Genomic DNA, 25,815 nt, shown 5'->3' on the forward strand with positions numbered 1-25,815 from the left:
GCCGGTCACACGGGCGTGCTCAGTGCACGGGCATGCTCAGTGCACGGGCGCCGGCGGCACCCAGCGTCCGGTGCGCGGCGCCTTCACCCCGTAGTCGTCCTTCAGCTCCGCAGGGATGGCGTGGTGCATGACCCGGCCCCGGGTCAGGGAGGCCAGCTCGAAGCCGGAGAGCAGGGAGCCCGCCTTGTCGAGGGCCCACTCCGCGTACGGGCTGCTGTCCTCGATGGTCTCCAGCAGCCCGAGGAACACCGGCACCGCCTTGGCCGCCGTGTCCCAGGCCGTGCGCGGGATCTCCAGCCAGTCGCCGATGGTGTCCCCGACGAGGAACCGGACGGTGGCGGGGACCATCGGGTCGAAGAAGGTGCCCGGGACCACGTCCTCGTACATGCGCATCAGCTGGGCGTTGAGGCGGACCCCCTCGGGGGAGGGGCCGAGGTTGCGCAGGAGGTAGAGGTCGCAGTAGTCGCGTGCCTCGGCGAGGGTCCGCGGCACCGCCGACATGTCGCAGCCGAGCATGGCGCCCACGACCCGCCAGGCGTAGAAGTAGGCCTCGGCGCCCTCCTCGCTCATGTGGATGCCGAGCCGGTGCATCGCGTCGAGGACGAGGAGCGAGAAGCAGATCTGCCCCCCGATCATGTCCTCCTGGCAGATGGGCACCCCGTCCTTCTCGACGTCCCAGTGGCCGCCGTGGCGCAGGTGGTGGCGGACGGCCGCGTGCAGCAGGCGCACCTTCTGCGCGGCGGGGATGAACTTGCTGCCCTCCGCGAAGGAGTTGGTCTGCATGAGGTAGGTGACGAACTGCCCGGTGTTGGCCATCCGCCGCGAGGGGTACGCCATGGAGTGCGTCGAGGCGAGCAGCCGGGACAGCCGGGGGATGGCGTAGGTCGCGGGCATGGCCGCGAAGGACAGGCCGGTGTTGATGTGGGCCGCGTTGTCCATGAAGAACAGCCGGGCCTGCTCCATCACGTCCCAGTCCACCCAGCTCGGAGGCATGGCGGTCGCCTCGAAGTAGGCGCGCGCGGACTGCGGGAGCTGCTCGGGGAGTTTGTCGCCGGTGGTGGTGAAGAACCGCATGAGGGTGTTGAGGTCGCCGACCTCTTTGCGGCGGAACATCTCGGCGACGGTCTCGTCGGCGAGCGGATCGCCCTGCGTGCTCAGGGCGTCGAGCGCGGCGTGGTCGTAGCGGGCGCGCGCCGGGGCGGTCTTGGTGGCGTTGGCGTTCACGTCGGTCGTCCTTGTCGTGTCTTCGGGTGCGGGACAGTCCGCCCGGTCCGGGGGCTGCCGCCGCTGCGGGAGCGCGGCTGCGGGAGCGCGGCGGCGGCGCGGCGAGGAGGGCGGTGGGGGCAGGCGCGGTCGCGCGGCTACAGGGAGCGGTCGGCGGCGGTCGCGGCCAGCCCGCTCAGGGCGGACCGGGCTTCCGAGGGCATCGCGGCGAGGTCGAGAGCGGCTTCGGCCCGGCCGATGCGCTCGCGGATCATGCCCTCGACGCGCTGCCGGGCCCCGCACCGCTCCATCAGCTCGCGGACCGACGAGGCCTCCTCCTCGCCAAGCTCCGGGTTGCCGACCAGCTTCGTGAGCAGCCGGCGGTCGTCGGGCCCGGCCGCGGCCACGGTCAGCGCGAGCAGCGCCGTGGGTTTGGCGTCCCGCAGGTCGTCCAGGTTCGACTTGCCGGTCCGTGCCGGGTCGCCGAAGGTCCCCAGCAGGTCGTCGCGCAGCTGGAAGGCCTCGCCCAGCGGGAGGCCGTAGCCGGAGAAGGCGTCCAGCAGGGCGCGGGAGCCGCCGCCGAGGGTGGCGCCCAGGTGCAGCGGCCGCTCCACCGTGTACTTGGCCGTCTTGAAGCGGGCGACCTCCAGGGACTCCGCCACCAGCGGTTCCCGGTCCGCTCCCGCCTGGGTGCGCAGCACCTCCAGGAACTCGCCGGCCATCGTCTCGCGCAGCAGGGTGGACCAGAGCGGAACGGTCCGGGCCAGGTAGGCCCCCGGCAGCCCGCAGGAGGTGAAGACGTGCCCGGCGTACCCCATCAGCAGGTCGCCGAGGATCATGGCGAGGGCGGTGGAGCGCTGCCCGTTCGCGGCGAAGGCGGCGTGCGCGGTGAGCTGCCCGTGCCGCATCCGGCTGTCGTCGATGATGTCGTCGTGGGTGCAGGCCGCCGCGTGGACGAGTTCCATCGCAGCCGCGGCCCGGATCACCCCCTCGCAGTCCGGCTGGCCGGCCGCCCGCCACCCCCAGTACAGGAACGCGGCCCGGATCCGCTTGCCGCGGGCCAGGGACCGGCGTAACTGCTCTGAGAGCGGGGTGAGTTCGGCGTGCAGCCCGAGCAGGGCCCGCTCCTCCTCGTCGGCCAGCCGGACCAGCACCTCGTCGATGCGTTCCTTGAAGCCGGTGTGGTCATGCACAGGGGCGGCCCTCGGAGGCGATCTGCTCCGCGGCGCGCCGGGCGATGGTCTCCAGGTAGTTCTCGTCGGCCATGCCCGCCCGGCGGGTGGCCAGTTCGCCGCGCTTGCGCAGCTCCACCACCCCGTCGGTGAGCAGTTCGCGCAGGTCGGCGCGGCGCAGTGCGTCCTGTGCGCGGTCGGCGGTCTGCCGCAGCTGGTCGAGGGCCAGGTCGGCCACCCCGGCGGCGAGCAGCGTCAGCAGTTCCAGGGATGCGGCGGCGGAGCCGGCGCCCGCGGGCCGCTCCCGCTGCTGCCGCTCCTGTTCCCCCTGGTGCGCGGTCTGGTCGTGTTCGGTCTGGGACATGCTCGGGTGCACTCCTGGTCGCGTCTCGTGGCATCGGAAGGGGCGGCCACCGGATCGCTCCGGTGGCCGCCCCTGGTCTTCTCCGGGCCAGTCAACCGAGTGCCGTCCCCGCCCGACGAACCACGGCGGGAGATCTCCCTCGCACGAGCGCGGACTTTCCTCCTGGAGGGTGATCATCTCCGCATCGGACGATCACCACCGCCCCGGTGGTGTAAGTCAGCCCGTGGCTGCCGCCGGGAGGGCCGCCGCCACGGCCGCGGCCAGCCGGTACGGGTCCCCGCTCGGCCGGTCCGGGTGCCGGGTGGTCCGCCCGGCCCACTCCTCCTCGAAGGCGTGCCAGTCGATCTCCCGCGGCGCGGCCCTGCCGACCAGCGCCTCGTCCAGCGTCGCGAAGTAGGCCGCCCACCGCCGGGCGTACAACTCGGAGATCAGACCGCTCCATTCCCGGTTCGCGTAGTCGTGCAGGAAGCCGCCCTCGCTGGTGCTGCGCCGGCCCCACACGCTCAGCAGCGAGCGGGCGTCGTACTCGTACCGGCCCTGCTCGGCCCGGTCGGCGCCCTGCGAGCGGGCCCGGGACAGCCACGTCCCGAGAAGGAGGTTCCGGTCGGATCCGGTCACCTGGTCGAGCAGCCGCATCCCGTCCTGCCATTCGGCCGTCAGCGTGCGGAAGCGGGCCAGGTCCTCGGCCTCGTAGGCCGCCTTGATCTTCGGCAGCAGTACCCGCGAGTGGTTGGCGAGGGCCTGCCGCGCGGTGTCCACCAGGTCGAAGCGGTAGGCGCTGGAGCCGCGCAGCGCCGGAGCCACCCTCAGCAGGTGGTCCAGGGCCCTGCGCACCGAACCGGCCGGATAGCGCATCGACTTGGGGCTCCAGTACGCCGCGCCCGCCGCGGACAGGCTGGGCCGGGCGCTGAACAGGCTGTCCTGCGACTCCGACCACAGCCCCGAGGAGGTGCTGTACGGGCCCTTGCGCAGCTCCTCCCAGGCGGCGGCGGCCTCGGCGTCGGGGCGGCCGTACCGGCGGGCCGCGAAGCCGGCGAACCACGTGCGCTGGTCGATCGGCCCGGCATCCCAGGCGAGGTCGGTGAAGAGGTCGAACGCCGCCGGATTGGTCCCGGTGGCCTCCGGCAGGTAGGCGATCCCGGCCAGCGCGCTGTTGCTCTTGGCCCGCCAGGGGCCGAAGCGTTCCAGCCACACCGAGGTGTTCGCGCCGATCGTCGTGTGTCCGCCGAAGTTGTAGATGGTGCCCATCGCGTACGGGACGCCGCCCCAACGGCTTTCGCGGTCCAGCCGGTTGTAGCGGTCGGACAGCCCGTCGAGGATCAGCAGCTTGGAGGTGTCGACCCCGGCCAGCAGCTCCGCCGTCGGGTCGTCCTGCCAGCCCAGCACGGCCCACAGCGCCCCCGGGTGGGCGGCGTGCAGCGCCGCCTGGATGGCGCCCGCCGCCGCGCCGACGTCGACGGAGCCGGTCTGGCCGCCCTCGTGCAGCGGGCTCATCCGGTACATCGAGCTGTCCCCGAACACCGCGCGCTGTTGCGCGTAGTAGGCGGCGGCCAGTTTCGCGAAGACGGGTGACGCGGGGTCCAGCCAGTCCGGGCGGTCGAAGCCCGCCCAGTCGCCCTGCGCGACCGTGGCCGCCCCGGCGTTGCGGGCGGCGAAGCCGGGCGGCACGGTGCCGAAGTAGCCGGGCAGCACCGGGGTCATGCCGAGGCCGCGCAGCTGCTCGGCGATCCGGCCGCCGAGCTCGGCGCGTTCGCGCATCAGCCGCTCGGTGACCGGGCCGCCGAAGCCGCTGAGGTTCTGCAGCAGCCACCAGCTCTGGTGGCCGGGGCCGGGGATCCACTGCCGCAGCTCCTCGGCGGAGTATCCGAACCGCTGGAGCGCCCGGTAGTACGGGTACTCCGCCCCGACCTGCACGAACACCTCGTTGATGCCGTGCAGGGCGAGGAGGTCGATCTGCCGCTGGTGTTCCTCGAAGGTGCGGTAGGGGCCCGAGTACCCGTCGTCGGTGTCGTTGAGGGCGTACCGGTGTGGGACCTGCGCGCTGCGCGTGACGGGTGACGGCACGGCCGGCAGCCGGGCGGGCAGCATGCCGATGCTGTCGCCGGGCCAGCCGATGTCGGCGCCGGCGACGTGCTGGAGGTACCAGCCGACGCCCGTGAGCAGGGTGGCTCCGGTGCTGCCGCGCACGGTGACGGCCCCGGCGGTCCCGGACACCGTGAAGGTGTCGGCGCCGGCGGCCGGGTCGGGCACCAGGGTGAACTGGCCGGCGTGCCGCGGCAGCAGCCGCTGCAGGGCGGCGCGCGCGGGCGCCGTGTCGAAGGTTCCGGCGCGGCGGGGCGCGCCGGTGTGCGCATGTGCCCCCTCCAGGGGGCGTACGTCGGCGCGTGCGGGCGATCCCGCGCCCGGGGCGGTGGCCCCGGGCGCGGGTCCCGCGCAGACCACGGCCAGCAGCGCCGCGGGGAGCGCGGCGAGGGCGACGACCGGGCGGGTGGCGGGCAGGCGGCGCCCGCTTCGCGGCATCGGGTTGCTCATCCGTTCGCTCGGGTCGTCAGACCGGCAGGGACCAGGCCTGGTCGACCCGGTGCTCTCCGCAGGGGGTCAGCCGCAGCCGTTCGGCCGGGGCGTCGGGCGTGGCGGCCCGGGCGGGCGCGGTCAGGCACAGACCGCTCGCCTCCTCCACGAGGGTCCCGTCACGTCGGTGGGACCAGTCCTGGCCGGGCTGCCCGCCGTGCCGGGGCGCGCAGTCGGCCAGCTCCACGAGGCCGTTCTCGCCCGCGGACAGGCATGCGCCGGCCAGCCGCAGGCGGGCGTCGTCGCCGAGCAGCCACCGCTGGTCCGGGGCTCCGGTGCAGCCCGCCATCACGACGGCGCCGACGCCGCTGGTGTTGGCCCCGTCGGCGCACCGGGCGCCGTCACCGACGATCTGCCCGGTCGGCACCGCCTCGGAGCAGCCGTGCGGGCTGAGCCGCCACACGGCGGTGTCGTGGCCGGCGAGCTTGCCGGTCAGCGCGTCGGAGACCTCGGCGCGCGCACCGCTCCACAGGTCTTCGGCGTCGGCCGTGCAGTCGTTCAGGCCGATCTCGTCGAGCGGGACCCTGATGTCCCGGGTGTTCGCCGAGCGGTTGAGCACGGCCACCGCCCGGTCGCCGTTCGCGAGCGGACGGACCAGGATCTCGAAGGTGGCGTTGGAGGAGACCACGGCACCCTGACGGCCCATCGGGTCCTGGTCCAGCGCGATCAGCCGGGTGTTGCCGAGGGCGGCGAGTCCGGCGGGGGTCAGCTTCGAGACGTCGGAGGACAGGATGAAGGGCGCCGCCATCATGGACCAGAGGGCGACCTGGCTGCGGCTCTCGGCGGCCGTGAGGCCGGGGGAGCCGGCGATCAGGAAGTCGGGGTCGTTCCAGTTGCCGGGTCCGGCGTACCGGCCGAGCCAGCGGTTGTAGCCGTAGTTGCCCAGCACCGAACTCCACCGGGAGGTGGCGGGCGAGGCCGGGTCGTAGACCTTGATGTCCTTGCCCTCGCGCCACAGCTGGCCGGTCTCGCCGACCCAGCCGAGCACCTTGTGCCAGTCGGAGCCGCCCCACTCGCCCTGCTGGAAGTAGGCGGGCGCGGAGGCCGACAGGACCATGTCCCGGCCGCTCTCGCGCAGCGCCTGCGCGACGGCGTTGTAGGCGTCCCGGTAGGCCTGCTCCTTCGTGCGGCCCTCCGGCACCCACAGGTTGCAGCCGTCCATCTTGACGTAGTCGACCTTCCAGGACGCGAACTGCCGCGCGTCCTGGGCGTAGTGGTCGGGTCCGCCGCCCGCGGGGGCGCCGCTGCCGGGGTACTTTTCGCACGTGAGAGAGCCGGCGTCCTGGTAGATGCCGAACTTCAGGCCCTTGGCGTGCAGGTACTCGCCGAGCCACGCCATGCCGTGCGGGAACTTGGCGGTGTCGACCACCAGATTGCCCCGTGCGTCGCGGCTCTTGGTCATCCAGCAGTCGTCGACGGTCACCGTGTCGTAGCCCTTGGCGGCGAGCCCCGTCGACACGAGGGCGTCGGCGTTGGCGACCACCGTGGCCTCGTCGATGTCGCACATGTAGTGCGCCCAGTTGTTCCAGCCCATGGGAGGGGTGAGCGCGAGCGGGGTGTCCGAGGTGGCCCGGGGCTCGGCCGCCACCGGGGCGGGCGAGAGCGCGAGGGCGAACAGGGCGGCCGCGGTCAGACAGGGGAGCGCTGCGCGCAGGCGAGGCGGCACTGGGTCTCCTTGACGGGTGGGCAGTCGTGCGACCAGTGCAGCGAGGCGACTACTCAGTGTCAACACAAGTCGCCGGTTGTCGTGTGACGACCAGCAATATGGCTGCAATTGGTGTCACACGAAAGAGGTGATACGTCGTATGATACGGTGTATCTATGCCGAGGAGATCCGACGCCCTGGACCGTGCGACCCCCGGGGCCATCGCCGTCGCCGCCCTGCGGATCCTCGACGAGGTGGGGCCGCAGGGCCTCAGCTTCCGCACCCTCGCCGACCGGCTCGACGTCTCCCACGCCACCGTCCAGCGCCGCTGCGCGGACCTCGCCGGACTGCTCGACCTGTGCACCGAGCATCTGGCCGCACAGCTCCCCGAGATTCCCGCCGGCACGGACTGGGCCGAAGCCGCCGAGCAGCGGTTCCGCGCGCTGTACCTGCTGCTCACCGCCCATCCCGGACTGCTCGTGCTGCGCGGCGGCCGGCCCTGGCTCGGCCGGCAGCTGCTGGCCCGCCTCGTCGAGCCGGCCCTCGCCGACAGCGTCGCCGCGGGGATGACGGTCACCGAGGCGATCACCGCCTACCGCCGCATGTACCTGCTCACCCTGGGCAGCGCGGCCTTCGTGGACCACCGGGATCCGGCCGGCGCCACCGCCGCCTCGCGCGCCGCCCTCGCCGCGCTCGATCCCGAGGAGTTCCCCGTGCTCTCCGGCGGACTGCCCGACGTGCTGCCGGCCCTGACGGACCACGAGGTGTACTACGGCGCCCTGCGCCAGCTGATCGAAGCCGCCCGGCCCGCCGCCTGATGGGGAGACCGACCATGGAACGTCCGCAGCATCCGCAGCACGCACGCCCTCCGCAGCAGCTCGACTACGCCGCCGTGCGCGCCGCCGCGGCGCGGATCGCCGGCGGGGTACGGCCCGTCACGGTGGCGCCGGCGGCCGACGGCGTCTGGTACGCCCTGGAGTACCTCCAGCACACCGGCACCTTCAAGGCGCGCGGCGCCCGCAACTTCCTCGCCGCCCACCACGAGGCCGGCGCCCTCCCTGCCGCCGGTGTCACCATCGCCTCCGGCGGCAACGCCGGGCTCGCCTGCGCCTGGGCGGCCCGTGCGCTGTCCGTGCCCGCGACGGTCTTCCTGCCCGCCAACGCCCCGCGCGTGAAGGTGGAACGGCTGCGCGGCTACGGGGCCGACGTCCGGCTCGTCGGCGACCGGTACGCCGAAGCGCAGGCCGCCTGCCAGGAGTTCGCCGCCACGAGCGGCGCGCTGAGCAGCCATGCGTACGACCACCCGCTCATCGCGGCCGGCGCCGGGACCCTGCTCGACGAGATCCGCGAGACCCTGCCCGGACTGGACACCGTGGTCGTCGCGGTGGGCGGCGGCGGACTGTTCGCGGGAGTGGCCACGGCCGCGCGCGAGCACGGCGTACGGGTGGTCGCGGCGGAACCGGAGAACTGCCGGGCCCTGAACGCGGCCCTGGCGGCGGGCCGGGTCGTCGACGTCACCGTGGACTCGGTCGCGGCCGACTCCCTGGGGGCGACCCGCGTCTCGGCCGACGCGCTGGCGGCCGCGCAGGAGAAGAACGTGACCTCGGTCCTGGTCGCGGACGAGGCGATCACGGCGGCGCGGCGCGCCGTGTGGGAGGAGCACCGGATCGTGGTGGAGGCGGGCGCGGCCACCGCGCTGGCGGCGCTGTCCGGCGCGCCGGAGCCGCTGGGGAAGCGGGTCGCCGTCATCCTCTGCGGGGCCAACACGGATCCCGGGGACGTGACGGATCCCGTGGCCTGAGGCCCCAGCCCCGAGGCCTGGCCAGTGGGCCATCGGATGTCGTACGGCTGCCGTTGCGGGCGTCAGGCGCCGCTCCCGCCCTCGCCCGCCTCGCTCTCCCGGACGACGACCACCGTGCTGCCGGAGTACTGCACGACCTGCTGGCTCACCGATCCCAGCAACGCGCCCTTGAACCCGCCGTACCCGCGGGTCCCGACCACCATCAGGTCCGCCTCCTTCGAGGCGTCCACCAGGACCTGCGCCGGCGGCCCCTGCTCGACGCGGCGGAAGACCGGCACGCCGGCGGAGGCGCCGACCGCCGCGGTGACGGTGTCCGAGAGCTTGCGGCGGGCCGTCTCCTCGGCCGTCACCGCCTCCTGCTCGGCGAACTGGGCCTCCGCCATGCCGATGGCGAACGGATGGCGGTTCCACTCCCAGGCCATGACGGCGTGCACGCGGCCGCCGACCGACCGGGCCTGCTCCACGGCCCAGCGCACCGCCTCCTTGGAGTGGTCGGAACCGTCCACCCCGACGACGATCAGAGGCTCGATGGTGTGCTCGTTCACGGTGGGTTCCTCTCGTTCCGTCCGGAAGGCCGATATTCTCCCTGTATACACGGAACGCACTGGCTATCTCGAACGACGATCGTTGCGGCGGGTGACGACTTTCGAGGACAGCGCGTGCCCCCCGTCCCTTGCGAGGGTGTGAGCGTCCAGGCGATCGCCGCCGGACGCGAAGCGACTTGGAGGAACGGGCGTGGCTCAGCGCAAGGGTTGTCTGATCGGCTGCGGAGTGGCGCTGGTGCTGGGCATCGGCGTCCTCGCCGCGGTGGTCTTCGGCATGGGGAAGTTCCTCGACATGGCCGAGAAGACCGTGGTCGACCCCGCGGTCTACGAGGGCGTGAAGGTCGGCGACCCGGAGGGCGACGTCCGGGCGAAGCTCCCGTCGGGGGAGAGCTTCGTCAAGGCCGCCCTCAAGGAGGGTGGACCGGTAGAGCCCGAGGGCAGCAGCTGCGCCTGGTACATATCCGGCGGCGACACCGAGCTGGGCGCGGAGACGGTGCTCCGCTTCTGCTTCAAGGACGGCAAGCTCGCGGAGAAGACCAAGTACCCCATGAAGTGAAGCCGCGCCGCGCCGCTGCGCACGGCTGTGCCGGGCTGGGCCCCGCCCCACCACGCTCTGCCCGGGCCGCGCCCGTGCGGGTCAGCCGCCCGGGGCGGGCGCCGCGAGTCCCGCCGCGTTGCGGATGTCCCGGGGTGCCCGCCCGTCCCACCGCCGTACCGCCCGGCGCAGCGCGCGGATGTCGCTGTACCCGACCCGGGCGGCGATCAGCTGGAGCGGCAGATCGGTGGTGCGCAGCAGCTCCATCGTCCTTTCCTGGCGCACGGACTCGACCTCCTCGCGCCAGGTCGTGCCGAGTTCCCGCAGGCGCCGCTGCAGCGTGCGCGGGCTCATCGCGAGCCGCCCCGCCACGTACTCCAGGTTCACGGTGTCCTCCCGGAAGGCGCCGGCGAGGACCATCCGGAAGCTGTCCTGCCAGAGCATCACCGGCTGGGCGGCAGCCAGGGTCAGCCGGGCCTGGTGTGCCAGGAGGCGGTCCAGGCCCGGCTGCGCCTTGGGCAGCGGCGTGCGTACGTCGTCGTCGTGGAAGGTGATCGAGTTGTACGGGGCCCCGAAGTCGATGCGGGTGGTGCCGAACAGCTCCACGAGCCGGCGGTACTCGCGGGGCGCGCCGTGCGTGACGCAGACGCGCAGCGGGGCGAGCGGCCGGCCGGTGGCGGCCCGCGCCCTGGTCAGGAACATGGCCAGCGCGAACCAGTCGATGGCCTCCACCACGTCCGGTCCCCAACTGCCCGTGGCGTGGCGGATGGTGAAGGTGCGGCCGTCCTCCTCGATGAGGAGCTTCTCGTTGGCCGGGTCGGCGATGACGGCGTTGTACTCCACCACCTGCCTCAGGGACTCCCGCAGGCTGGGCCCGCTCGTGACCAGGTAGTCCCACAGGCCGAACGTGCCGATCGGAGCCTCGTCGGTGAGCAGCGCGCCGACCGCCGTCCCCGCCTCGGAGAGCGTCAGCGCCTCCCACACGGCGAGCGCCGACGGGGTCGAGACCCGGGCCAGGTCGTTGCCGAGCACCTCGGGGCCCAGGTCGTGGAACCGGGCGAACCTGTCCATGCCGGCGCCCGACCGGCGCAGGGCGTCGACGACGAAGCGGGCGAGGTGCACGGAGACGGTTCCGCGGGCGTTGTGAGACTGCATAGGGCGGGTGACGCTACCAGCCGCTCCGGCGAACTTCCCCACGCACCGTGCAGCTTGGCGCAGGCGTGCCACCCGGGCGGCGCGAAACACTCCCTCCCTGGCGGGAAACCGGTTCCCCGATGGCGCCGGAGGTCCCCTCGCTGACGCGTGAAGGTCCTTACGGCCGTCCGCGGGACCTGCCTACGGTGGGGTCGACCACGGCATGACCGACCGAGTCGAAGGATCCGACGTGACGTTCTCCCCTGCCCACTGGCAGAGCCGCCTCGACGCGTTACGCGCCGCCCACCACGTACCCGGCGCCACCCTCGCGGTGTTCGCCGACGGGCGGATCCACGAGCTGGCGAGCGGCCTGCTGCACCGCGGAACAGGGGTGGAGGCCACCACCGACTCGGTTTTCCAGCTCGGCTCCATAGCCAAGATCTACACCGCCACCCTGGTCATGCAGCTCGTCGGCGCCGGCCAACTGGACCTGGACACGCCCGTGTCCGAGATCCTGCCGGAGTTCACCCCGGCCGGCGCCCCGGGCGCGGCCAAGGCGATCACGGTGCGCCGGCTGCTCAGCCACACCAGCGGCCTCACCTGTGACTTCACCTACGACAGCGGGCGCGGCGACGACTGCCTGGCCGCCTACGTGCGGGCCGCCCGGAACGTGGCGCTCGACTGCCCGCCCGGCACCGCCGTCTCCTACAGCAGCGTCGGCTACAACGTCCTCGGCCGCATCGTCGAGGTCGTCACCGGACGCACCTGGGACCAGGCCCTGAAGGAGCGGATCGTCGCCCCCCTGGGCCTGACCCACACCATGACCCTGCCCGAGGAGGCGCTGGCCTTCCGCACGGCGATGGGCCACCTGCCGGGCGACGGGCCGGAGCCCGAACCGGCTCCCGCCTGGGACATGATGCCCCGGTCGGCAGGGCCGTACGGGCGTGTCCTGGCGAGCGCCGCCGACGTGCTGCGGCTGGCCAAGATGCACCTCGACGGCGGCGCCACCGCGGACGGCACCCAGGTCCTGGGCGCCCGCGCCGTCGCGGCGATGCAGCGGTGGGAGGTCGACGTCCCCGACCGGTGGACGGTGAGCGCGGACGGCTGGGGGCTGGGCTGGTCGCTGTACGACTGGAACGGAGTCCCGGGGTACGGCCACGACGGCGCCTCCACCGGCCAGTACGGCTACCTCCGCGTCGTGCCCGGCGCCGACGTCATCGTCGTCCTGCTCACCAACGGCGGCGGCGCCCGCCACCTCTACGCCGACCTGTTCCGCGAGCTCCTCGCGGAGCTCGCCGAGGTCCGCACGCCCCCCTCCTTCGCGCCGCCCGCACACCCGCCGACCGTCGACATGACCCCGCTGCTGGGAACCTACCGGCGCGAGGGCGTCGTCATCACGGTCACCGCCGCCTCCGGCGGCTCCCCGCACCTGCGGTACGAGTTCGTCGACGGCATGCGGGACTTCTCGCCGCCCCTGGAGCTGGACCTCGTCCCGCTCAGCGCGACGGTGTTCGCCGCGGCCGGCACCGGCGCCTCCTTCAGCGAGGACTGGATGCCGGTCGTCTTCGCCGCCCTCGTCGACGGCACCCCCTGCTGCTACATCGGCATGCGCTGCGCCCCCAGGACGGCCGCCGGCTAGGCGGCGGCGAGACGGAGGGCCGCGAGCGGGCCGGCGATCCCCGCGGCGGCGCGGGCCGGCAGCTGGGCGGTCCGGACGTCGATCCAGGCGAGTACGCGGGTCTGCTCGTCCGCGTCGCACAGCGAGAGGTGGAACAGCAGCTGCCGCCAGGCGTACGAGGTCTGCGCGGGCGTGGCGGCCCGGCGGACCGCGGCGCAGAAGGCTCCGCGAGCCGCGCCACCCCACCCGCCCCGCGGGCTGGCGTCCGCGTACCGTACGAGGGTGGCCAGGTTGAACGTGGTCAGGATCCGAGCCTGTTCGATGACGGCGGCGTCGACGGCCGGCGACCCGCCCGGGCGCCCCGCGCGTTCGACGCACAGTGTCGCGAAGCCCTCATGGTCGCCGGCGGCCACCAGACGCAGCACTTCCGCGTAGTCGATGCCGTGGTAGCGCTCGTACATCGTGCCGCGCAGCAGCTCTGCGGCGGCCTGTGCGGCCGGTAGCAGGTCGGGGGAGGGCCTTCCGCTGTACCTGTGGGCGAACGGCTCCGTGAGGAGCGGGACGGGCAGTCCGGCGAGCGGGACGAGCCCGGACAGCGCACGGGCGAGCAGGTTGGGCAGCCCGGCGCCGGGGAAGTACTCCACGCAGACCTCGGCGAACATGCGCAGCGTCGCGCGGGCCCGCACCGCAGGGTCGGGACCCCAGGGAGCCACCGCTCGCATCCAGGGCAGGGAGGCGATCCGCTCGTGGTGTTCGCGGCTCCACCACAGCGCGTACCGGCGCGGGCGCCCGGCGCTGTACGCGGCGGCGACCAGCCTGCCGAGGGCCTCGTCGGCGTACCCCTGTGCGGGGTGTGCGGCGACCAGCCGGCCGGCGACCTCGCCGAGCACTTCGGCGGACGGGACGGCGCCGGTCTCCAGCAACGTCCTCAGGGGAGCGGTGAGCGCCGCGGCGACCGGCTCGCGGACCGACGGAGGGATCCCAGCCGCGATGGGAAGCCCGGTGGACCGCGCCTCCTCGGCGGTCACCGGCCCGGTCAGGGTCCGCGCTTCCGTCGTCCCGCGGGCGACGTCGAGGGGGGCGAGCCGGCGCAGCAGGAGCGCGGCCAGATCGTGGTGAGCGGGCAGGGCCGCCTGCCGGGCCTGATCCCGCCGCAGCCGGGTGTGCTCGGCGGAACCCGGTCGGCCGCGCCTGGCGGCCATCGAGGCGACGGCGTGGCGCACCAGGCCCGCGAGGCGGGGCGGCAGTTCGCGTCCCGTTACGGTCGCCTCGAGCCCGCGGAGCAGGACCGCCGTGTTCGACTTCGGGTTCAGGTGCTTGGTGCAGCGGGTGTGCGCCGCGGCCAGTTCCCGGTACCGGGCGAGCAGCGCCGCGCCGGACGCTCGGGTCACGGCCTGCGGATCGGCTTCGATGCGCAGCCAGTGGCCGAGCAGCTCGTCCTCGAAGGGCCGCCAGACGGTGAGCGCCTCGCGTTGCGCCTCGACGGCGGGGTGCGGCGCACGGCGCGCGAGCGTGCCGGCCGCCTCGCCGACGGTCAGCCGGTGCACGGCGTCCGGATCGGGGACCGGCCGCTCGACGGGATATGGAGCGAACCGGACCTCGTGGGCGAAGGGCCGCAGTTCCTCGACGACTTGGGCCGCGGCGGCGTCCTCCCCGGTACGCCGCAGCCAGGCGACGCACAACAGCGCGGCCTGCTCCGGCGCGCGCACCTCGTACCGCCCGCTGCCGAGCAGCGACTCCAGCCAGGCGAGGCCGTCGTCGGTGAGGCAGTGGGCGAAGAGGTCCGCGTCGGAGATCCCCGACGCCGGGAGCCCGACGGCGGGCGGTTGCTGTCCAGTGTTCTCGTTCATGGCCGGCGTGGCAGGTCCTGCCCCTGCGCCCTCCGACTGTGCAGGTCGGTGCTCTGGCTGCTGAGCTACACGCCGTTCGAGGCGAACCTAGACGCTCGCACGCGAGTCGCACAAGCGGAGCTCGGGCTCCCAAGGCAAGGGGGTTCGGGCGGTGGAGGTAAAGCGCATTAGTGCGGGCCGGCCGAAAGAGGCGACAAGGAGTCAACATCGCCGTGCGCGACACTTCCCCATCGGACCTGCACCAGGATCGGAGGGCTTTGTACTAAAGCGCATCAGTCCAGCTCGAAGGTGTGGGATCGCGGTCCGCCGGAGCCCGCTCCGCCCCGTCGTGGGATTCGGTACCCGTCGGCATCGGCCAATGCCGGCTCGGCGTCATTGACGAGGTCTTGCTTTCCCGCGACCGTGGGCACCGCCTCCGGCGACGAGGCCGGACTTCTGCGAAGGCGGCGACGATGACCCGTTCGAACCCGATCCGTACGGCTGTTGCCGCGCTGGCGGCCGGCGCGCTGGTGTCGACCGCCGCGTGCGGACTCGGCGGCGCCGGCGCCGGGACCGCCAAGGAAGCCGAGAGAACGGGAAAGGTGGCCGGCGAGATCACCTTCCGGACCCTCCAGCTGAAGCCCGCCTTCACCGGCTACGTACAGGCCGTCATCGACGCCTTCGAGGAGAAGTACCCGGAGGTGGAGGTCCACTGGGAGGACGTGCCGGGTGACGGCTACAACGAGAAGCTCGTCGCGGACGCCCAGGCCGGCGCCCTCCCGGACGTGGTCAACCTCTCCACCGACTCCTTCCAGCTCCTCGGCGACCGGGGCCTGCTCGCCGACGTCGCGAAGCTCGACGGGGACACGGCCAGGGATTACGTACCGGGCGCCTGGGAGCAGTTCAAACTGCCCGGGAAGGGTGAGAGCGTCTACGCCTACCCCTGGTACGTGACTCCGGAGATCCTCACCTACAACAGGGAGCTCTTCGAGAGGTCCGGCCTGGATCCGGCCGTACCGCCCACCAGCGTGGAGCAGTTCTTCGACTACGCCGAGCAGATCGCCGCCCGGTCCGGCGGCCGGTACTCCGCCTTCATGGCCGACCCCGAGGGACGCTTACCGGGCGACTGGCAGAAGATGGGCGTTCCCCTCCTCAGCCCCGGGAAGGACCGGTTCACCTTCGACACCGACAAGGCCGTCGAATGGGTGGAGCGGATGAAGGACCTGTACGCCAAGGGCGCCATGCCCAAGGAGTCCCTGCTCAAGTCCGACGACGTCAACCAGCTCTACGGCGGCGGCAAACTCGTCTTCGGCCCGGGCTCCCCCGGATTCGTCAAGGACATCAAGCGGAACGCCCCGCAGGTCTACGCCAAGACGCAGGTCGCGGGAGCCGTCACCGGCCGGCTCGGCCACATCGGCATCTACGCCCAGTCCCTCGGCATCCGAAAGGACACACAGCACCTCGACGCGGCGGCCGAGTTCGCGAAATGGGTCACCAACGGTCCGAACCAGGTGGAGTTCTCCAGGAAGGCCACCATCTACCCCTCCAACGCGCAGGGCCTCGCCGACCCGTTCTTCTCCGACAGGGGCGACGGCAAGGACGCCGAGACGCTCGCCCGGGCCGTCGGCGCCGACCAGCTGAAGTCCGCCGCCCTCGACGCCAACACCCCCGTGCAGTGGACCAACCAGGTCGGGGACGCCGTCGTACGCGAGGTGCAGAAGGCCATCAAGGGCGAGCAGGACGCCCGGACGGCGGTGAAGAAGGCCGAGGAAGCGGCGAACCGGCTCCTCGCCGACGCGGCTCGCCCGTGACGGCCGACAGCGACACCGGGCTGCCCCACCGCACCTGGTGGACCCCGTACCTCTTCCTCGCCCCCGGCCTGGCGATGGTGCTGCTGTTCAGCCTGTGGCCGTTCGTCAACACCGTCGTCCTCTCCTTCACCGACGCCCGCATCCTGCGCGGCGGCGGCTTCGTCGGCCTCGACAACTACCGGCGCGCCTTCGCCGACCCCGACTTCCTCGTCGCCACCGGCAACAGCGTGCTCTACCTCCTGGTGGTCGTCCCCTGCCTGGTCCTCCTGCCACTGGCCCTCGCCGTCCTCGTCCAGGCCAAGCTCCCCGGCATCGGCTTCTTCCGCTCGGCCTTCTACACGCCGGTGATCGCCTCCGCAGTGGTCGTCGGGCTGATCTGGCAGTGGGTCCTGCGCAGTGACGGCCTCGTCAACACCGTCTTCCGGCGGCTCCACCTGGTCTCCGAGCCGGTCCCGTTCCTGACGGACAGCACGATGCTGCTGGTCTCCGCGATGATCGTGACCGTGTGGAAGGGCCTCGGCTACTACATGGTCTTCTATCTGGCCGCCCTCGGGAACGTCCCCGCCTCCCTCCACGAGGCCGCCGCGATCGACGGTGCCGGTCCCGTCCGGCGCTTCTTCAGCATCACCGTCCCCCAGGTGAAACCGATGATGCTGCTCGTCGGAACCCTCTCCGCCATCTCGGCGCTGCGCGTCTTCACCGAGATCTACATCCTCGGCGGGGAGAGCGGCGGACCCGGCGGCGGAGCCCGCACGCTGCCGTTCCTCATCCGTCAGGTGGGCCTCGGCTTCGCCGGCGAGACCGGTTACGCCTCCGCCATATCCATCCTGCTGTTCCTCCTCACGCTGGTCTTCAGCCTGCTGGGCCGCCGCCTGACGAAGGGGGACGAGGCATGAGCCGCCCGACCTCGGCCTCGGCCTCCGCATCCCCGCCGCCCGGCCGCGCGCGCCGCCGGCTCGGCCTGGCCGCCCGTTACGGCACGCTGCTGCTCATGCTCGTGGTCATGCTGGGCCCGATCGTCTGGCAGTTCCTGACCTCCGTCCGCGGCCGCACCGAGAACGTGTACGACGGCGTACTGCCCACGCGGCCCACCCTCGACAACTACGTCCGCGTCGCCGAGTCCTTCCCGCTGCTCCAGTACGTCGGCAACACCCTCGTCGTCGCGGTCCTCGCGATCACCTCGAACCTGCTCTTCGCCGCGATGGGCGGTTACGCCCTCTCCCGCGCCGCCTGGAAAGGGCGCGACGTCGTCTTCACCGTCCTCGTCGCCACCCTGATGTTCCCCTTCGAGTCCGTGATGATCTCGATGTTCCTCACGGTCCGTGAGATGGGTCTGGTCGACACCCTCATCGGGGTCTGGCTGCCCGGCGCGGTCTCCGTCCTCAACATCATGATCATGCGTGCGGCCTTCCTCGCCGTGCCCAAGGAGGTCGAGGAGGCCGCCGTCCTGGACGGAGCGGGCGAGTGGGCCCGCTTCACCCGGGTCTTCGTCCCCTCCGCCAGGGGCGCCCTGGCCGTCGTCTGCATCACCAGCTTCATGGGCGCCTGGGACGACTTCCTCTGGCCGCTGCTCGTCCTCACCGACAGCGACCACTACACCCTCCAGCTCGGCCTGAAGACCCTGGCCGGCGCCACCACCGTCAACGACCAGCGGCTCATCGCCGCAGGCGCGATGGCCGCGCTGCTGCCGATGATGCTCCTCTTCTTCGCTCTCCAGCGTTTCTTCTTCAAGGGCGTGGGCGAGGGAGCCGTCAAGCTGTGAGCCGGACCGTCCGACCGACCGGCAGGCCCTCCGTACCGACCGACCACCACCTCCGGGAGCAGGAGCAGCTGTCATGCATGACGACCGCAGCATCACCGAGCACCGCCTCCGCCGGGTGCTCCAAGAGCGCATCAGGCCCGCCGTCCACTCCAGCCCGCTCCCGCTGACCGTCGAGCGCTGGGACGCCCCGGGCGAGCCCGTCCCCGTCGCCGACGGCCTGGCGGCGCCCTACGAGCCCTGCGCGCCCGGCGACGCATGGGGTCCGGCCTGGGGCACCACCTGGTTCAGGGTCACCGGGACCGTCCCCGCCGGATGGGCCGGCCGGACCGTGGAAGCCGTCCTCGACCTCGGCTTCGACCGGATGATGCCCGGCTTCCAGTGCGAGGGCCTGGTCCACCGGGCTGACGGGGGGGAAGTCAAGGCGCTCAACCCGTACAACGACTGGGTGCGCGTGGCCGACCGCGCCGAGGGCGGCGAGCGGATCGAATGGTACGTCGAGGCCGCCGCCAACCCGGTCCTCGTCGACCACCGCGCCACCTACGAGGGCGACCTGCGCACCAGCGGCGACCAGCCCCTCTACCGCCTCGCCCGGATGGACCTCACCCTCTTCGAGACGGAGGTCTGGGAACTGGTCCAGGACCTCGAAGTGCTCTACGAGCTGATGACGCAGCTCGCCGCCGACGACGCCCGCCGGTACGAGATCCTGCGCGCCCTCGGCGCCGCCCTCGACGCGGTCGACCTCACCGACGTGCCCGGCACGGCGGCCGCCGCCCGCGCACGCCTCGCCGGGGTCCTCGCCGCCCCCGCCAACGCCTCCGCGCACCGCATCAGCGCGGTCGGCCACGCCCACATCGACTCCGCGTGGCTGTGGCCGCTGCGCGAGACGGTGCGCAAGGTCGCCCGCACCACCTCCAACATGGTCAACCTCATGGACGAACACCCCGAGTTCGTCTTCGCGATGTCGCAGGCGCAGCAGCTCGACTGGATCAAGACCCACCGGCCCGAGCTCTTCGAGCGGATCAAGAAGAAGGTCGCGGACGGCCAGTTCGTGCCGGTGGGCGGCATGTGGGTGGAGTCCGACACCAACATGGTCGGCGGCGAGGCGATGGCCCGCCAGTTCCTCTACGGCAAGAAGTTCTTCCTGGACGAGTTCGGCATCGACACGCACAACGTCTGGCTTCCCGACTCCTTCGGCTACACCGCCGCCATGCCGCAGATCGTCAAGCTCTCCGGCTCCCGGTGGTTCCTGACCCAGAAGATCTGCTGGTCCCAGGTGAACAAGTTCCCCCACCACACCTTCTGGTGGGAGGGCATCGACGGCAGCCGCGTCTTCACGCACTTCCCGCCCGTCGACACCTACAACTCCGACCTGGGCGGCGCCCAGATGGCGCACGCCGCACGCAACTACCGGGAGAAGGGGCGTGGTTCACGCTCCCTGGCCCCCTTCGGGTGGGGCGACGGCGGCGGCGGACCCACCCGCGAGCACCTCGCCCGCGCCCGGCGCCAGCGCGACCTCGAAGGCTCCCCGCGCATCGAGATCGAGCGGCCCGACGCCTTCTTCGACAAGGCCCGCGCCGAGTACGAGGACGCGCCCGTCTGGGCCGGCGAGCTCTACCTGGAGCTGCACCGCGGCACCTACACCTCCCAGGCCAAGACCAAGCAGGGCAACCGGCGCAGCGAATCCCTCCTGCGCGAGGCCGAGTTGTGGGCGACGACCGCCGCCGTCCGGGTGGCGGGGTACGCCTATCCGTACGAGGACCTGGAGCGGATCTGGAAGACGGTGCTGTTGCACCAGTTCCACGACATCCTGCCAGGCTCCTCCATCGCCTGGGTGCACCGCGAGGCCCGCGAGACGTACGCGAAGGTGGCCGGGGAGCTCCGGGGGATCACCCTCGCCGCGCAGCAGGCCCTGGCGGGGGAGGGCGCCGAGGAACTGGTCTTCAACTGCGCCCCCCACGCCCGCAACGGCATCCCGGCGGGCGGAGCGGGCCGCCCGGAGCGCCCGTCGGAGCCGGTCACGGTCGAGGAGCGGCACGGCGGCGGACACGTCCTGGCCAACGGCCGGCTGCTGGTGGAGATCGACGGCCGCGGCCTGATCGTCTCCGTCTACGACCTACAGGCGCGCCGCGAGGCGGTCGCCCCGGGGGCCGCCGCGAACCTGCTCCAGATCCACCCCGACTTCCCCAACATGTGGGACGCCTGGGACGTCGACGAGTTCTACCGCAACAACGTCACCGACCTCGACGGGCTGGACGGCCTGGAGGTCACCGAGAGCGGGCCGCGCTCGGCGACCGTAAGGGCCACCCGCTCCTTCGGCCGGTCCACCGCGGTCCAGCAGATCACTCTGCGGGCCGGGGCCAGGACGGTCGACATCGTCACGGACGTCGACTGGCGCGAGACGGAGAAGTTCCTCAAGGCCGCCTTCCCGCTGGACGTGAAGGCCGAACGGACCGCTTCCGAAACGCAGTTCGGGCACGTGTACCGGCCGACCCACATCAACACCTCCTGGGAGGCGGCCAAGTTCGAGATCTGCGCCCACCGCTGGATCCACGCGGAGGAGCCCGGCTGGGGGGTGGCCCTGCTCAACGACTCCACGTACGGGCACGACGTGACCCGCGACGTACGAGCCGACGGCGGGCAGACCACCACCGTACGGCTCTCCCTGCTGCGGGCCCCCCGCTACCCGGACCCGGAGACCGACCAGGGCGCCCACACCCTGCGGTTCTCGCTCGCGCCCGGCGCGGGGATCGGGGACGCGGTGCGCGAGGGCCACGCGCTGAACCTGCCCGAACGCACCGTGGCGGGCGCCGGCCCGGTCGCCCCGCTGCTGGCGGTGGACTCGGACGCGGTGGTGGTCGAGGCGGTCAAGCTCGCCGAGGACCGCGGCGGTGACGTGATCGTCCGCCTCTACGAGTCCCGCGGCGGCCGCGCCACGGCCACCCTCACGGCGGGCTTCCCCGTCGCGGAGGCGGTCGAGAGCGACCTGCTGGAACGGCCCCTCACGGGCACGGCGGTCACGCCCCCGGCCCCGGGGGCGGACGGCGCGATCACCCTGACCCTGCGCCCCTTCCAGATCGTCACGCTCCGCCTCCGCCGCCCCTGAGCCCGTACCCGTGGGACGCCTCCTGGACCGGTCACCGCCCGAGGCGTCCGGCGCTCGATGTCCGGCGGGAGGTCCGGCCCGGCCCCTGCAGCAGGGCGAGCCCCTGGACGGTATCGGGGCGCCGGGCCGGAACAGGTGCCGGTCCCGGGGTCCTCGAACCGGTCGAGACCACAGCGAGCTGCAGCAGAGGTACGGGGCCCAGCCGTCGGCCGCGTCGCCGGGCGAGGTCGCGGTGTGCTGGTCCGCCAGCCGGCCGAGCCTGCGGCGTGAACTCCGCCACAGGCGCGTCCCCGGGGGCCGGGAACCCCGGGGAGAGGGAGTCCTCTCGGTTATGCACCTAGTTGCAAAACCTGGCCCGCCTCGCTAGAACAGGTTCATCACCCCCGCGCGAGGAGGCGCCCCCATGAGTTCCCAGAGCCGGTACCCGCACCTGCTGAGCCCCCTGGACCTCGGCTTCACCACCCTGCCGAACCGCGTGATCATGGGGTCGATGCACACCGGCCTCGAAGAGCACCAGGGCGGCTTCGAGCGCCTCGCCGCCTTCTACGCCGAGCGCGCCCGCGGTGGCGCCGGCCTCATCGTCACCGGCGGCATAGCCCCCAACGACGCCGGCCGCCCCTTCGAGGGGGGCTCCCGCCTCACCACCGAGGACGAGGCCGCCGAGCACCGGGTGATCACCGACGCCGTGCACGCCGAGGGCGGGAAGATCGCGATGCAGATCCTCCACTTCGGCCGCTACGCCTACCACAAGGACCTGGTCGCGCCCAGCGCCATCCAGGCCCCCATCAGCCCCTTCGTCCCCAACGAGCTCTCCGACGCCGAGGTGGAGCGCACCGTCGAGGACTTCGTCCGTGCCGCCCGCCTCGCCAAGCTCGCCGGCTACGACGGCGTCGAGATCATGGGCTCCGAGGGCTACCTGATCAACGAGTTCATCGCCGCCGCGACGAACAAGCGCACCGACCGCTGGGGCGGCGCCTACGAGAACCGCGTCCGCTTCCCGCTGGAGATCGTCCGCCGCACCCGCCAGGCCGTCGGCGAGGACTTCATCCTGGTCTACCGCCTCTCCATGCTCGACCTGATCCCCGGCGGCTCCACCCTCGACGAGGTCGTCCACCTGGCCAAGGAGATCGAGGCGGCCGGCGCCACCATCATCAACACCGGCATCGGCTGGCACGAGGCCCGCATTCCCACCATCGCCACCTCCGTCCCGCGCGGCGCCTACACCTGGGTCACCAAGCGGCTGATGGGCGCGGTCTCCGTGCCCCTGGTCACCAGCAACCGCATCAACACCCCGGAGATCGCCGAGGAGCTGCTCGCCGACGGCCGCGCCGACCTCGTCTCCCTGGCCCGTCCCTTCCTCGCCGACGCCGACTTCGTCGCCAAGGCCGCGGCCGGCCGCCCCGAGACCATCAACACCTGCATCGGCTGCAACCAGGCCTGCCTCGACCACACCTTCAGCGGCAAGATCACCAGCTGCCTGGTCAACCCGCGCGCATGCCACGAGACCGAGCTCGTGCTCTCGCCCACCAAGCTGAAGAAGCGCGTCGCCGTCGTCGGCGCCGGCCCGGCCGGCCTCGCCTGCGCGGTGTCCGCCGCCGAACGCGGCCACGCCGTCACCCTCTTCGAGGCCTCCGGACACATCGGCGGCCAGCTCGACATCGCCCGCCGCATCCCGGGCAAGGAGGAGTTCGAGGAGACCATCCGCTACTTCGGCACCCAGCTCGCCGCACACGACATCGACGTCCGCCTGGACACCCGCGCCGACGTCGAGACCCTCCAGGGCTACGACGAGGTCGTCGTCGCCACCGGCGTCACTCCTCGCACCCCCGACATCGAGGGCGTGGACCACGCCAACGTGGTCACCTACCTCGACGTGCTGCGCGACGGCGCCCCCGTCGGCGAGCGCGTCGCCGTCGTCGGCGCCGGCGGCATCGGCTTCGACGTCGCCGAGTACCTCACCGACAGCGGCGAGGGCGCCTCCCAGGACCCGGACGTCTACTTCCGCCACTGGGGCGTGGACACCGCGTACACCGGGCCCGGCGGGCTCACCGCCCCCGAGCGGCCCGCGCCCCCGCGCCAGGTCCACCTCCTCCAGCGCAAGGCCACCAAGGTCGGTGCCGGCCTCGGCACCACCACCGGCTGGATCCACCGCGCGGAGCTCAAGCACCGCGGGGTCGTCTCGGTCGCCGGAGCCGCCTACGACCGCATCGACGACGACGGCCTGCACATCACCGTCGGTGACGAGCAGCGCCTCGTACCCGCCGACACCGTCGTCCTGTGCACCGGCCAGGAGCCGCGCCGGGACCTGTACGAGGCCCTGCGCGCGGCCGGTATCGACGCCCACCTGATCGGCGGCGCCGACGTGGCGGCCGAGCTCGACGCCAAGCGGGCCATCCGCCAGGGCACGGAACTGGCAGCGAAGCTCTGACCGAAAGGGGATTGTGGCGGTCCGTGCGGGCCGCCACAATCTCCCGGTGACGTTCTCTCCCGCAGACGCAGACAAGATCCTCGCCGACCACTTCGCCCCCTGGGTGCTCGCCCTCGGACTGACCGTCCAGGAGACCGGCGAGCGGCACGCCGTCCTGCGGCTGCCCTGGTCCGCGGAGCTCGCCCGCGACGGCGGCGGCCTCTCCGGGCAGGCCATGATGGCCGCCGCAGACACCGCCACCGTCATCGCGATCTCCGCCGCGCGCGGCGGGTACGGCCCGATGACCACCGTCCAGCAGTCGACGAGCTTCCAGCGTCCGGTGGTCGGCGCCGACATGCTGATCCACGTACGGGTCACCAAGCTCGGCAAGCGCATGGCCTTCGCCGACATCACACTGACGCCCGACGGCGCCGGCGAACCGGCCGCCACGGCCTCCACGGTCTACGCCCTGCTCGGCTGACCGCCGCCGCGCGCGGCGGGCGCCGGCCTGGGAACATGGCACCCTCCCCGGCGGGCGCACCCGGGTCCGGATCTTCAACACCCTCGAAGGGCACGGCCTCGGCAAGCTCCGAGTCGGCCCGGCGCTGAAAGCCGCGCGCAAGGACGCCCCCGACTTCGGCCGCCGGATCAAGGCGGCCGCGGAGGCGTCCCTCACGAACTGACCTTCCGGCCCGGGTCAAAAGCGCCCGGGAGCCCCGGGGAAGGGCACCGGCTTCGCCGGCCCGGACCCGCGCTTCCCGGCGGCCGCCGGCGGGTTCTGGCAGGTCACGTCCTGGGCGGGGAGCCGGCCCGTGGTCAGGTACGCGTCGATGGGGGCGTTGGCGCAGGAGGCGGGGTCGAAGAGGTACACGCCGTGGCCCTCACCGCCGCCCGCCAGCACCATCCGCGAGCCCTTGAGCGCCCGGTGCAGGCCCTGGCCGCTGGTGAGCGGGGTCTGGGAGTCCCACTCGTTCTGCACCGTCAGCACGTTCGCCTTCTTGTGCATCGGCGTCGCCGACTCCACGGGCCGGTCCCAGAAGGCGCACGGTTTGATGTTGGACGCGAAGTCCCCGTACAGCGGGTACTTCACCTTGTCCTTCGCCGCGTCCCGCTCGTACTGCTCCGTGTAGCGCGGCCAGCTGCCGGTGTCCCCGCAGACCACGGCCCAGAAGACGGCCGTGCCGTTGTCCGAGGCGGGCTCCTCGGCCGTCCGGCCCAGCAGCTTCGCCCTCAGCCCCTGCACGTCCGTGCCCGCCGCCTGCGGCTTGCCCTCGGCGGCCGCCTTCAGGGCGGCGACCAGCGGCGTGGCCTGCGCCGGGTAGAAGAACACCCCTCGCGCGGACCGGATCATGTCTCCGGTGACCTTCGAACCCTCGAAGTCGATGGGCTCCCGGTCGGCGCGCTCCACCAGGGCCCAGAACGTGTCGGAGACCGCCTTCGGGTCGTCGCCCAGCCCGAACTCGCCCGACCGCTCCGCCGCCCACCGCGTCCACCGCGCGAAGGCCGGCTCGGCCTCGGTGGCCCACACCTGGATCATCCCGCGCCAGATCCGCTGGGGGTCCACACCGCTGTCGAGCACGAAGCGGTCGGTGCGCTCCGGGTACATCTGCGAGTACACCGCGCCGAGGTAGGTCCCGTACGAGTAGCCCAGGTACGAGATCTTCTGCTCGCCCAGCACCGCGCGGATGGTGTCCATGTCGCGCGCCGTGTTGCGGGTGGTGATGTACGGCAGCACCGCGCCGGACTTCTCACGGCACTTGTCGGCGACGGTGCGCGCCCACGTCACGTCGGAGGAGAAGGTCTCAGGACGGTAGGGGCGGTCGAAGCTCTGCTCGGCGTCTTCCAGCCCGCAGGTGATGGGGCTGCTGGCACCGACCCCGCGCGGGTCGAAGCCGATCAGGTCGTAGCTCTCCCGCACCTCCTTGGGCATCAGCCCGTGCATCAGCAGCGGCAGATCGAGCCCCGGACCGCCGGGTCCGCCCGGGTTCAGCAGCATGGCGCCGTGCCGCTTGGCGGGGTTCTCGCTCTTCATCCGGGATATCGCGATGTCGATCGTACGGCCGTCGGGACGCCTGTAGTCGAGCGGGACCTTGATCGTGGCGCACTCGTACGAGGCCGGCTGCTCGGGGCTGCACCGCTGCCATGCGGGCTTCTGCCGGAGGTGCTCGGCCGTGGGAGCCGCGGCCGCCTGCGTCGAGGCCAGCAGGGGGACGGTGCCGGCGATGAGTCCGGCGGTGGCGAGCAGCGGTGCGAGGCTTTTCAGGCGCACGAAGCCGTTCCTTTCGGAGAAGTCGCTTACGCCCCAACCTTGTTGT

General features: G+C 72.6%; 19 protein-coding genes, 1 tRNA gene and 1 pseudogene. 11 read left to right on the forward strand and 10 right to left on the reverse strand.

The features are described 5' to 3' along the window. Positions 1-36: 36 nt before the first annotated feature. The 5 genes from ACZ3X1_RS17995 to ACZ3X1_RS18015 all read right to left on the reverse strand — a co-directional run bounded on the left by ACZ3X1_RS17995 (position 37) and on the right by ACZ3X1_RS18015 (position 6,976). The gene (locus ACZ3X1_RS17995) at positions 37-1,224 is read right to left on the reverse strand and encodes an oxygenase MpaB family protein (RefSeq protein WP_356815312.1); all 1,188 of its coding nucleotides are present in this window, start codon (positions 1,222-1,224) and stop codon (positions 37-39) included. Between the two features lie 137 nt (positions 1,225-1,361). Beyond that, entirely contained in the window at positions 1,362-2,396 is a 1,035-nt protein-coding gene (locus ACZ3X1_RS18000) for a polyprenyl synthetase family protein (protein WP_356815311.1), read from the reverse strand. Next, positions 2,389-2,739 (reverse strand): hypothetical protein, encoded by a 351-nt coding sequence (locus ACZ3X1_RS18005; protein WP_356815310.1) that lies wholly within the window; start codon positions 2,737-2,739, stop codon positions 2,389-2,391. The genes ACZ3X1_RS18000 and ACZ3X1_RS18005 overlap by 8 nt, the downstream gene beginning before the upstream one ends. A gap of 216 nt (positions 2,740-2,955) precedes the next feature. Further along, positions 2,956-5,259, reverse strand: coding sequence for an alpha-N-acetylglucosaminidase (locus ACZ3X1_RS18010; protein WP_467280233.1), 2,304 nt, complete (start codon positions 5,257-5,259; stop codon positions 2,956-2,958). Between the two features lie 28 nt (positions 5,260-5,287). Then, the gene (locus ACZ3X1_RS18015) at positions 5,288-6,976 is read right to left on the reverse strand and encodes a ricin-type beta-trefoil lectin domain protein (protein WP_467280234.1); all 1,689 of its coding nucleotides are present in this window, start codon (positions 6,974-6,976) and stop codon (positions 5,288-5,290) included. A 155-nt stretch (positions 6,977-7,131) separates the two neighbouring features. On the opposite strand from ACZ3X1_RS18015, the gene ACZ3X1_RS18020 reads away from it, so the two are divergent. Continuing rightward, positions 7,132-7,773: a TetR/AcrR family transcriptional regulator gene (locus ACZ3X1_RS18020; RefSeq protein ID WP_467280235.1), complete on the forward strand. Its 642-nt coding sequence runs from the start codon at positions 7,132-7,134 to the stop codon at positions 7,771-7,773. A 14-nt stretch (positions 7,774-7,787) separates the two neighbouring features. Beyond that, complete coding sequence (locus tag ACZ3X1_RS18025) at positions 7,788-8,756, forward strand: serine/threonine dehydratase (protein ID WP_467280236.1); 969 nt, start codon at positions 7,788-7,790, stop codon at positions 8,754-8,756. A 62-nt stretch (positions 8,757-8,818) separates the two neighbouring features. On the opposite strand, the gene ACZ3X1_RS18030 is transcribed toward ACZ3X1_RS18025, so the two are convergent. Next, on the reverse strand, positions 8,819-9,301 hold the full coding sequence (locus tag ACZ3X1_RS18030; protein ID WP_467280237.1) for a universal stress protein: 483 nt from the start codon (positions 9,299-9,301) through the stop codon (positions 8,819-8,821). A gap of 190 nt (positions 9,302-9,491) precedes the next feature. Between ACZ3X1_RS18030 and ACZ3X1_RS18035 the strand changes: the two genes are divergently transcribed. Then, positions 9,492-9,857, forward strand: coding sequence for a hypothetical protein (locus ACZ3X1_RS18035; protein ID WP_356814913.1), 366 nt, complete (start codon positions 9,492-9,494; stop codon positions 9,855-9,857). Between the two features lie 81 nt (positions 9,858-9,938). Here the strand turns inward: ACZ3X1_RS18035 and ACZ3X1_RS18040 are convergent, their stop codons facing one another. Beyond that, positions 9,939-10,991 carry an AraC family transcriptional regulator gene (locus tag ACZ3X1_RS18040; protein WP_362622884.1) on the reverse strand — a complete coding sequence of 351 codons (1,053 nt, stop codon included), beginning with the start codon at positions 10,989-10,991 and terminating at the stop codon, positions 9,939-9,941. A gap of 229 nt (positions 10,992-11,220) precedes the next feature. Between ACZ3X1_RS18040 and ACZ3X1_RS18045 the strand changes: the two genes are divergently transcribed. Further along, positions 11,221-12,609, forward strand: a complete 1,389-nt coding sequence (locus tag ACZ3X1_RS18045) for a serine hydrolase domain-containing protein (RefSeq protein WP_356814915.1) — start codon at positions 11,221-11,223, stop codon at positions 12,607-12,609. Here the strand turns inward: ACZ3X1_RS18045 and ACZ3X1_RS18050 are convergent. Both ACZ3X1_RS18050 and ACZ3X1_RS18055 read right to left on the reverse strand, forming a co-directional pair. After that, entirely contained in the window at positions 12,606-14,438 is a 1,833-nt protein-coding gene (locus ACZ3X1_RS18050) for a hypothetical protein (protein ID WP_467280238.1), read from the reverse strand. The genes ACZ3X1_RS18045 and ACZ3X1_RS18050 overlap by 4 nt on opposite strands. Next, positions 14,438-14,513, reverse strand: a tRNA-Cys gene (locus ACZ3X1_RS18055). The genes ACZ3X1_RS18050 and ACZ3X1_RS18055 overlap by 1 nt, the downstream gene beginning before the upstream one ends. Positions 14,514-14,890: 377 nt before the next feature. Between ACZ3X1_RS18055 and ACZ3X1_RS18060 the strand changes: the two genes are divergently transcribed. From ACZ3X1_RS18060 to ACZ3X1_RS18090, 7 genes and pseudogenes are all read left to right on the forward strand, one after another. Further along, a complete protein-coding gene (locus ACZ3X1_RS18060) occupies positions 14,891-16,228 on the forward strand; it encodes an ABC transporter substrate-binding protein (RefSeq protein WP_467280239.1) in 1,338 nt (445 codons plus the stop codon). A gap of 20 nt (positions 16,229-16,248) precedes the next feature. Continuing rightward, positions 16,249-17,124: a carbohydrate ABC transporter permease gene (locus ACZ3X1_RS18065; RefSeq protein WP_390074669.1), complete on the forward strand. Its 876-nt coding sequence runs from the start codon at positions 16,249-16,251 to the stop codon at positions 17,122-17,124. Then, positions 17,121-17,990 carry a carbohydrate ABC transporter permease gene (locus ACZ3X1_RS18070; RefSeq protein WP_467280240.1) on the forward strand — a complete coding sequence of 290 codons (870 nt, stop codon included), beginning with the start codon at positions 17,121-17,123 and terminating at the stop codon, positions 17,988-17,990. Before ACZ3X1_RS18065 ends, ACZ3X1_RS18070 begins: the two co-directional genes overlap by 4 nt. Before the next feature lie 73 nt (positions 17,991-18,063). Then, positions 18,064-21,093 (forward strand): alpha-mannosidase, encoded by a 3,030-nt coding sequence (locus ACZ3X1_RS18075; protein WP_467280241.1) that lies wholly within the window; start codon positions 18,064-18,066, stop codon positions 21,091-21,093. A 403-nt stretch (positions 21,094-21,496) separates the two neighbouring features. Next, a complete protein-coding gene (locus tag ACZ3X1_RS18080; RefSeq protein WP_362622866.1) occupies positions 21,497-23,521 on the forward strand; it encodes an NADPH-dependent 2,4-dienoyl-CoA reductase in 2,025 nt (674 codons plus the stop codon). A 46-nt stretch (positions 23,522-23,567) separates the two neighbouring features. Beyond that, positions 23,568-23,981: a PaaI family thioesterase gene (locus tag ACZ3X1_RS18085; RefSeq protein WP_356814922.1), complete on the forward strand. Its 414-nt coding sequence runs from the start codon at positions 23,568-23,570 to the stop codon at positions 23,979-23,981. Between the two features lie 43 nt (positions 23,982-24,024). Next, positions 24,025-24,183, forward strand: a pseudogene (locus tag ACZ3X1_RS18090) (SRPBCC family protein); the annotation flags it as partial. 14 nt (positions 24,184-24,197) lie between these two features. Here ACZ3X1_RS18090 and ACZ3X1_RS18095 read toward each other — a convergent pair. Continuing rightward, positions 24,198-25,769: an alpha/beta hydrolase gene (locus tag ACZ3X1_RS18095; RefSeq protein ID WP_467280242.1), complete on the reverse strand. Its 1,572-nt coding sequence runs from the start codon at positions 25,767-25,769 to the stop codon at positions 24,198-24,200. Positions 25,770-25,815: the final 46 nt, after the last annotated feature.

The organism is Streptomyces sp. NPDC023541, assembly GCF_055559995.1.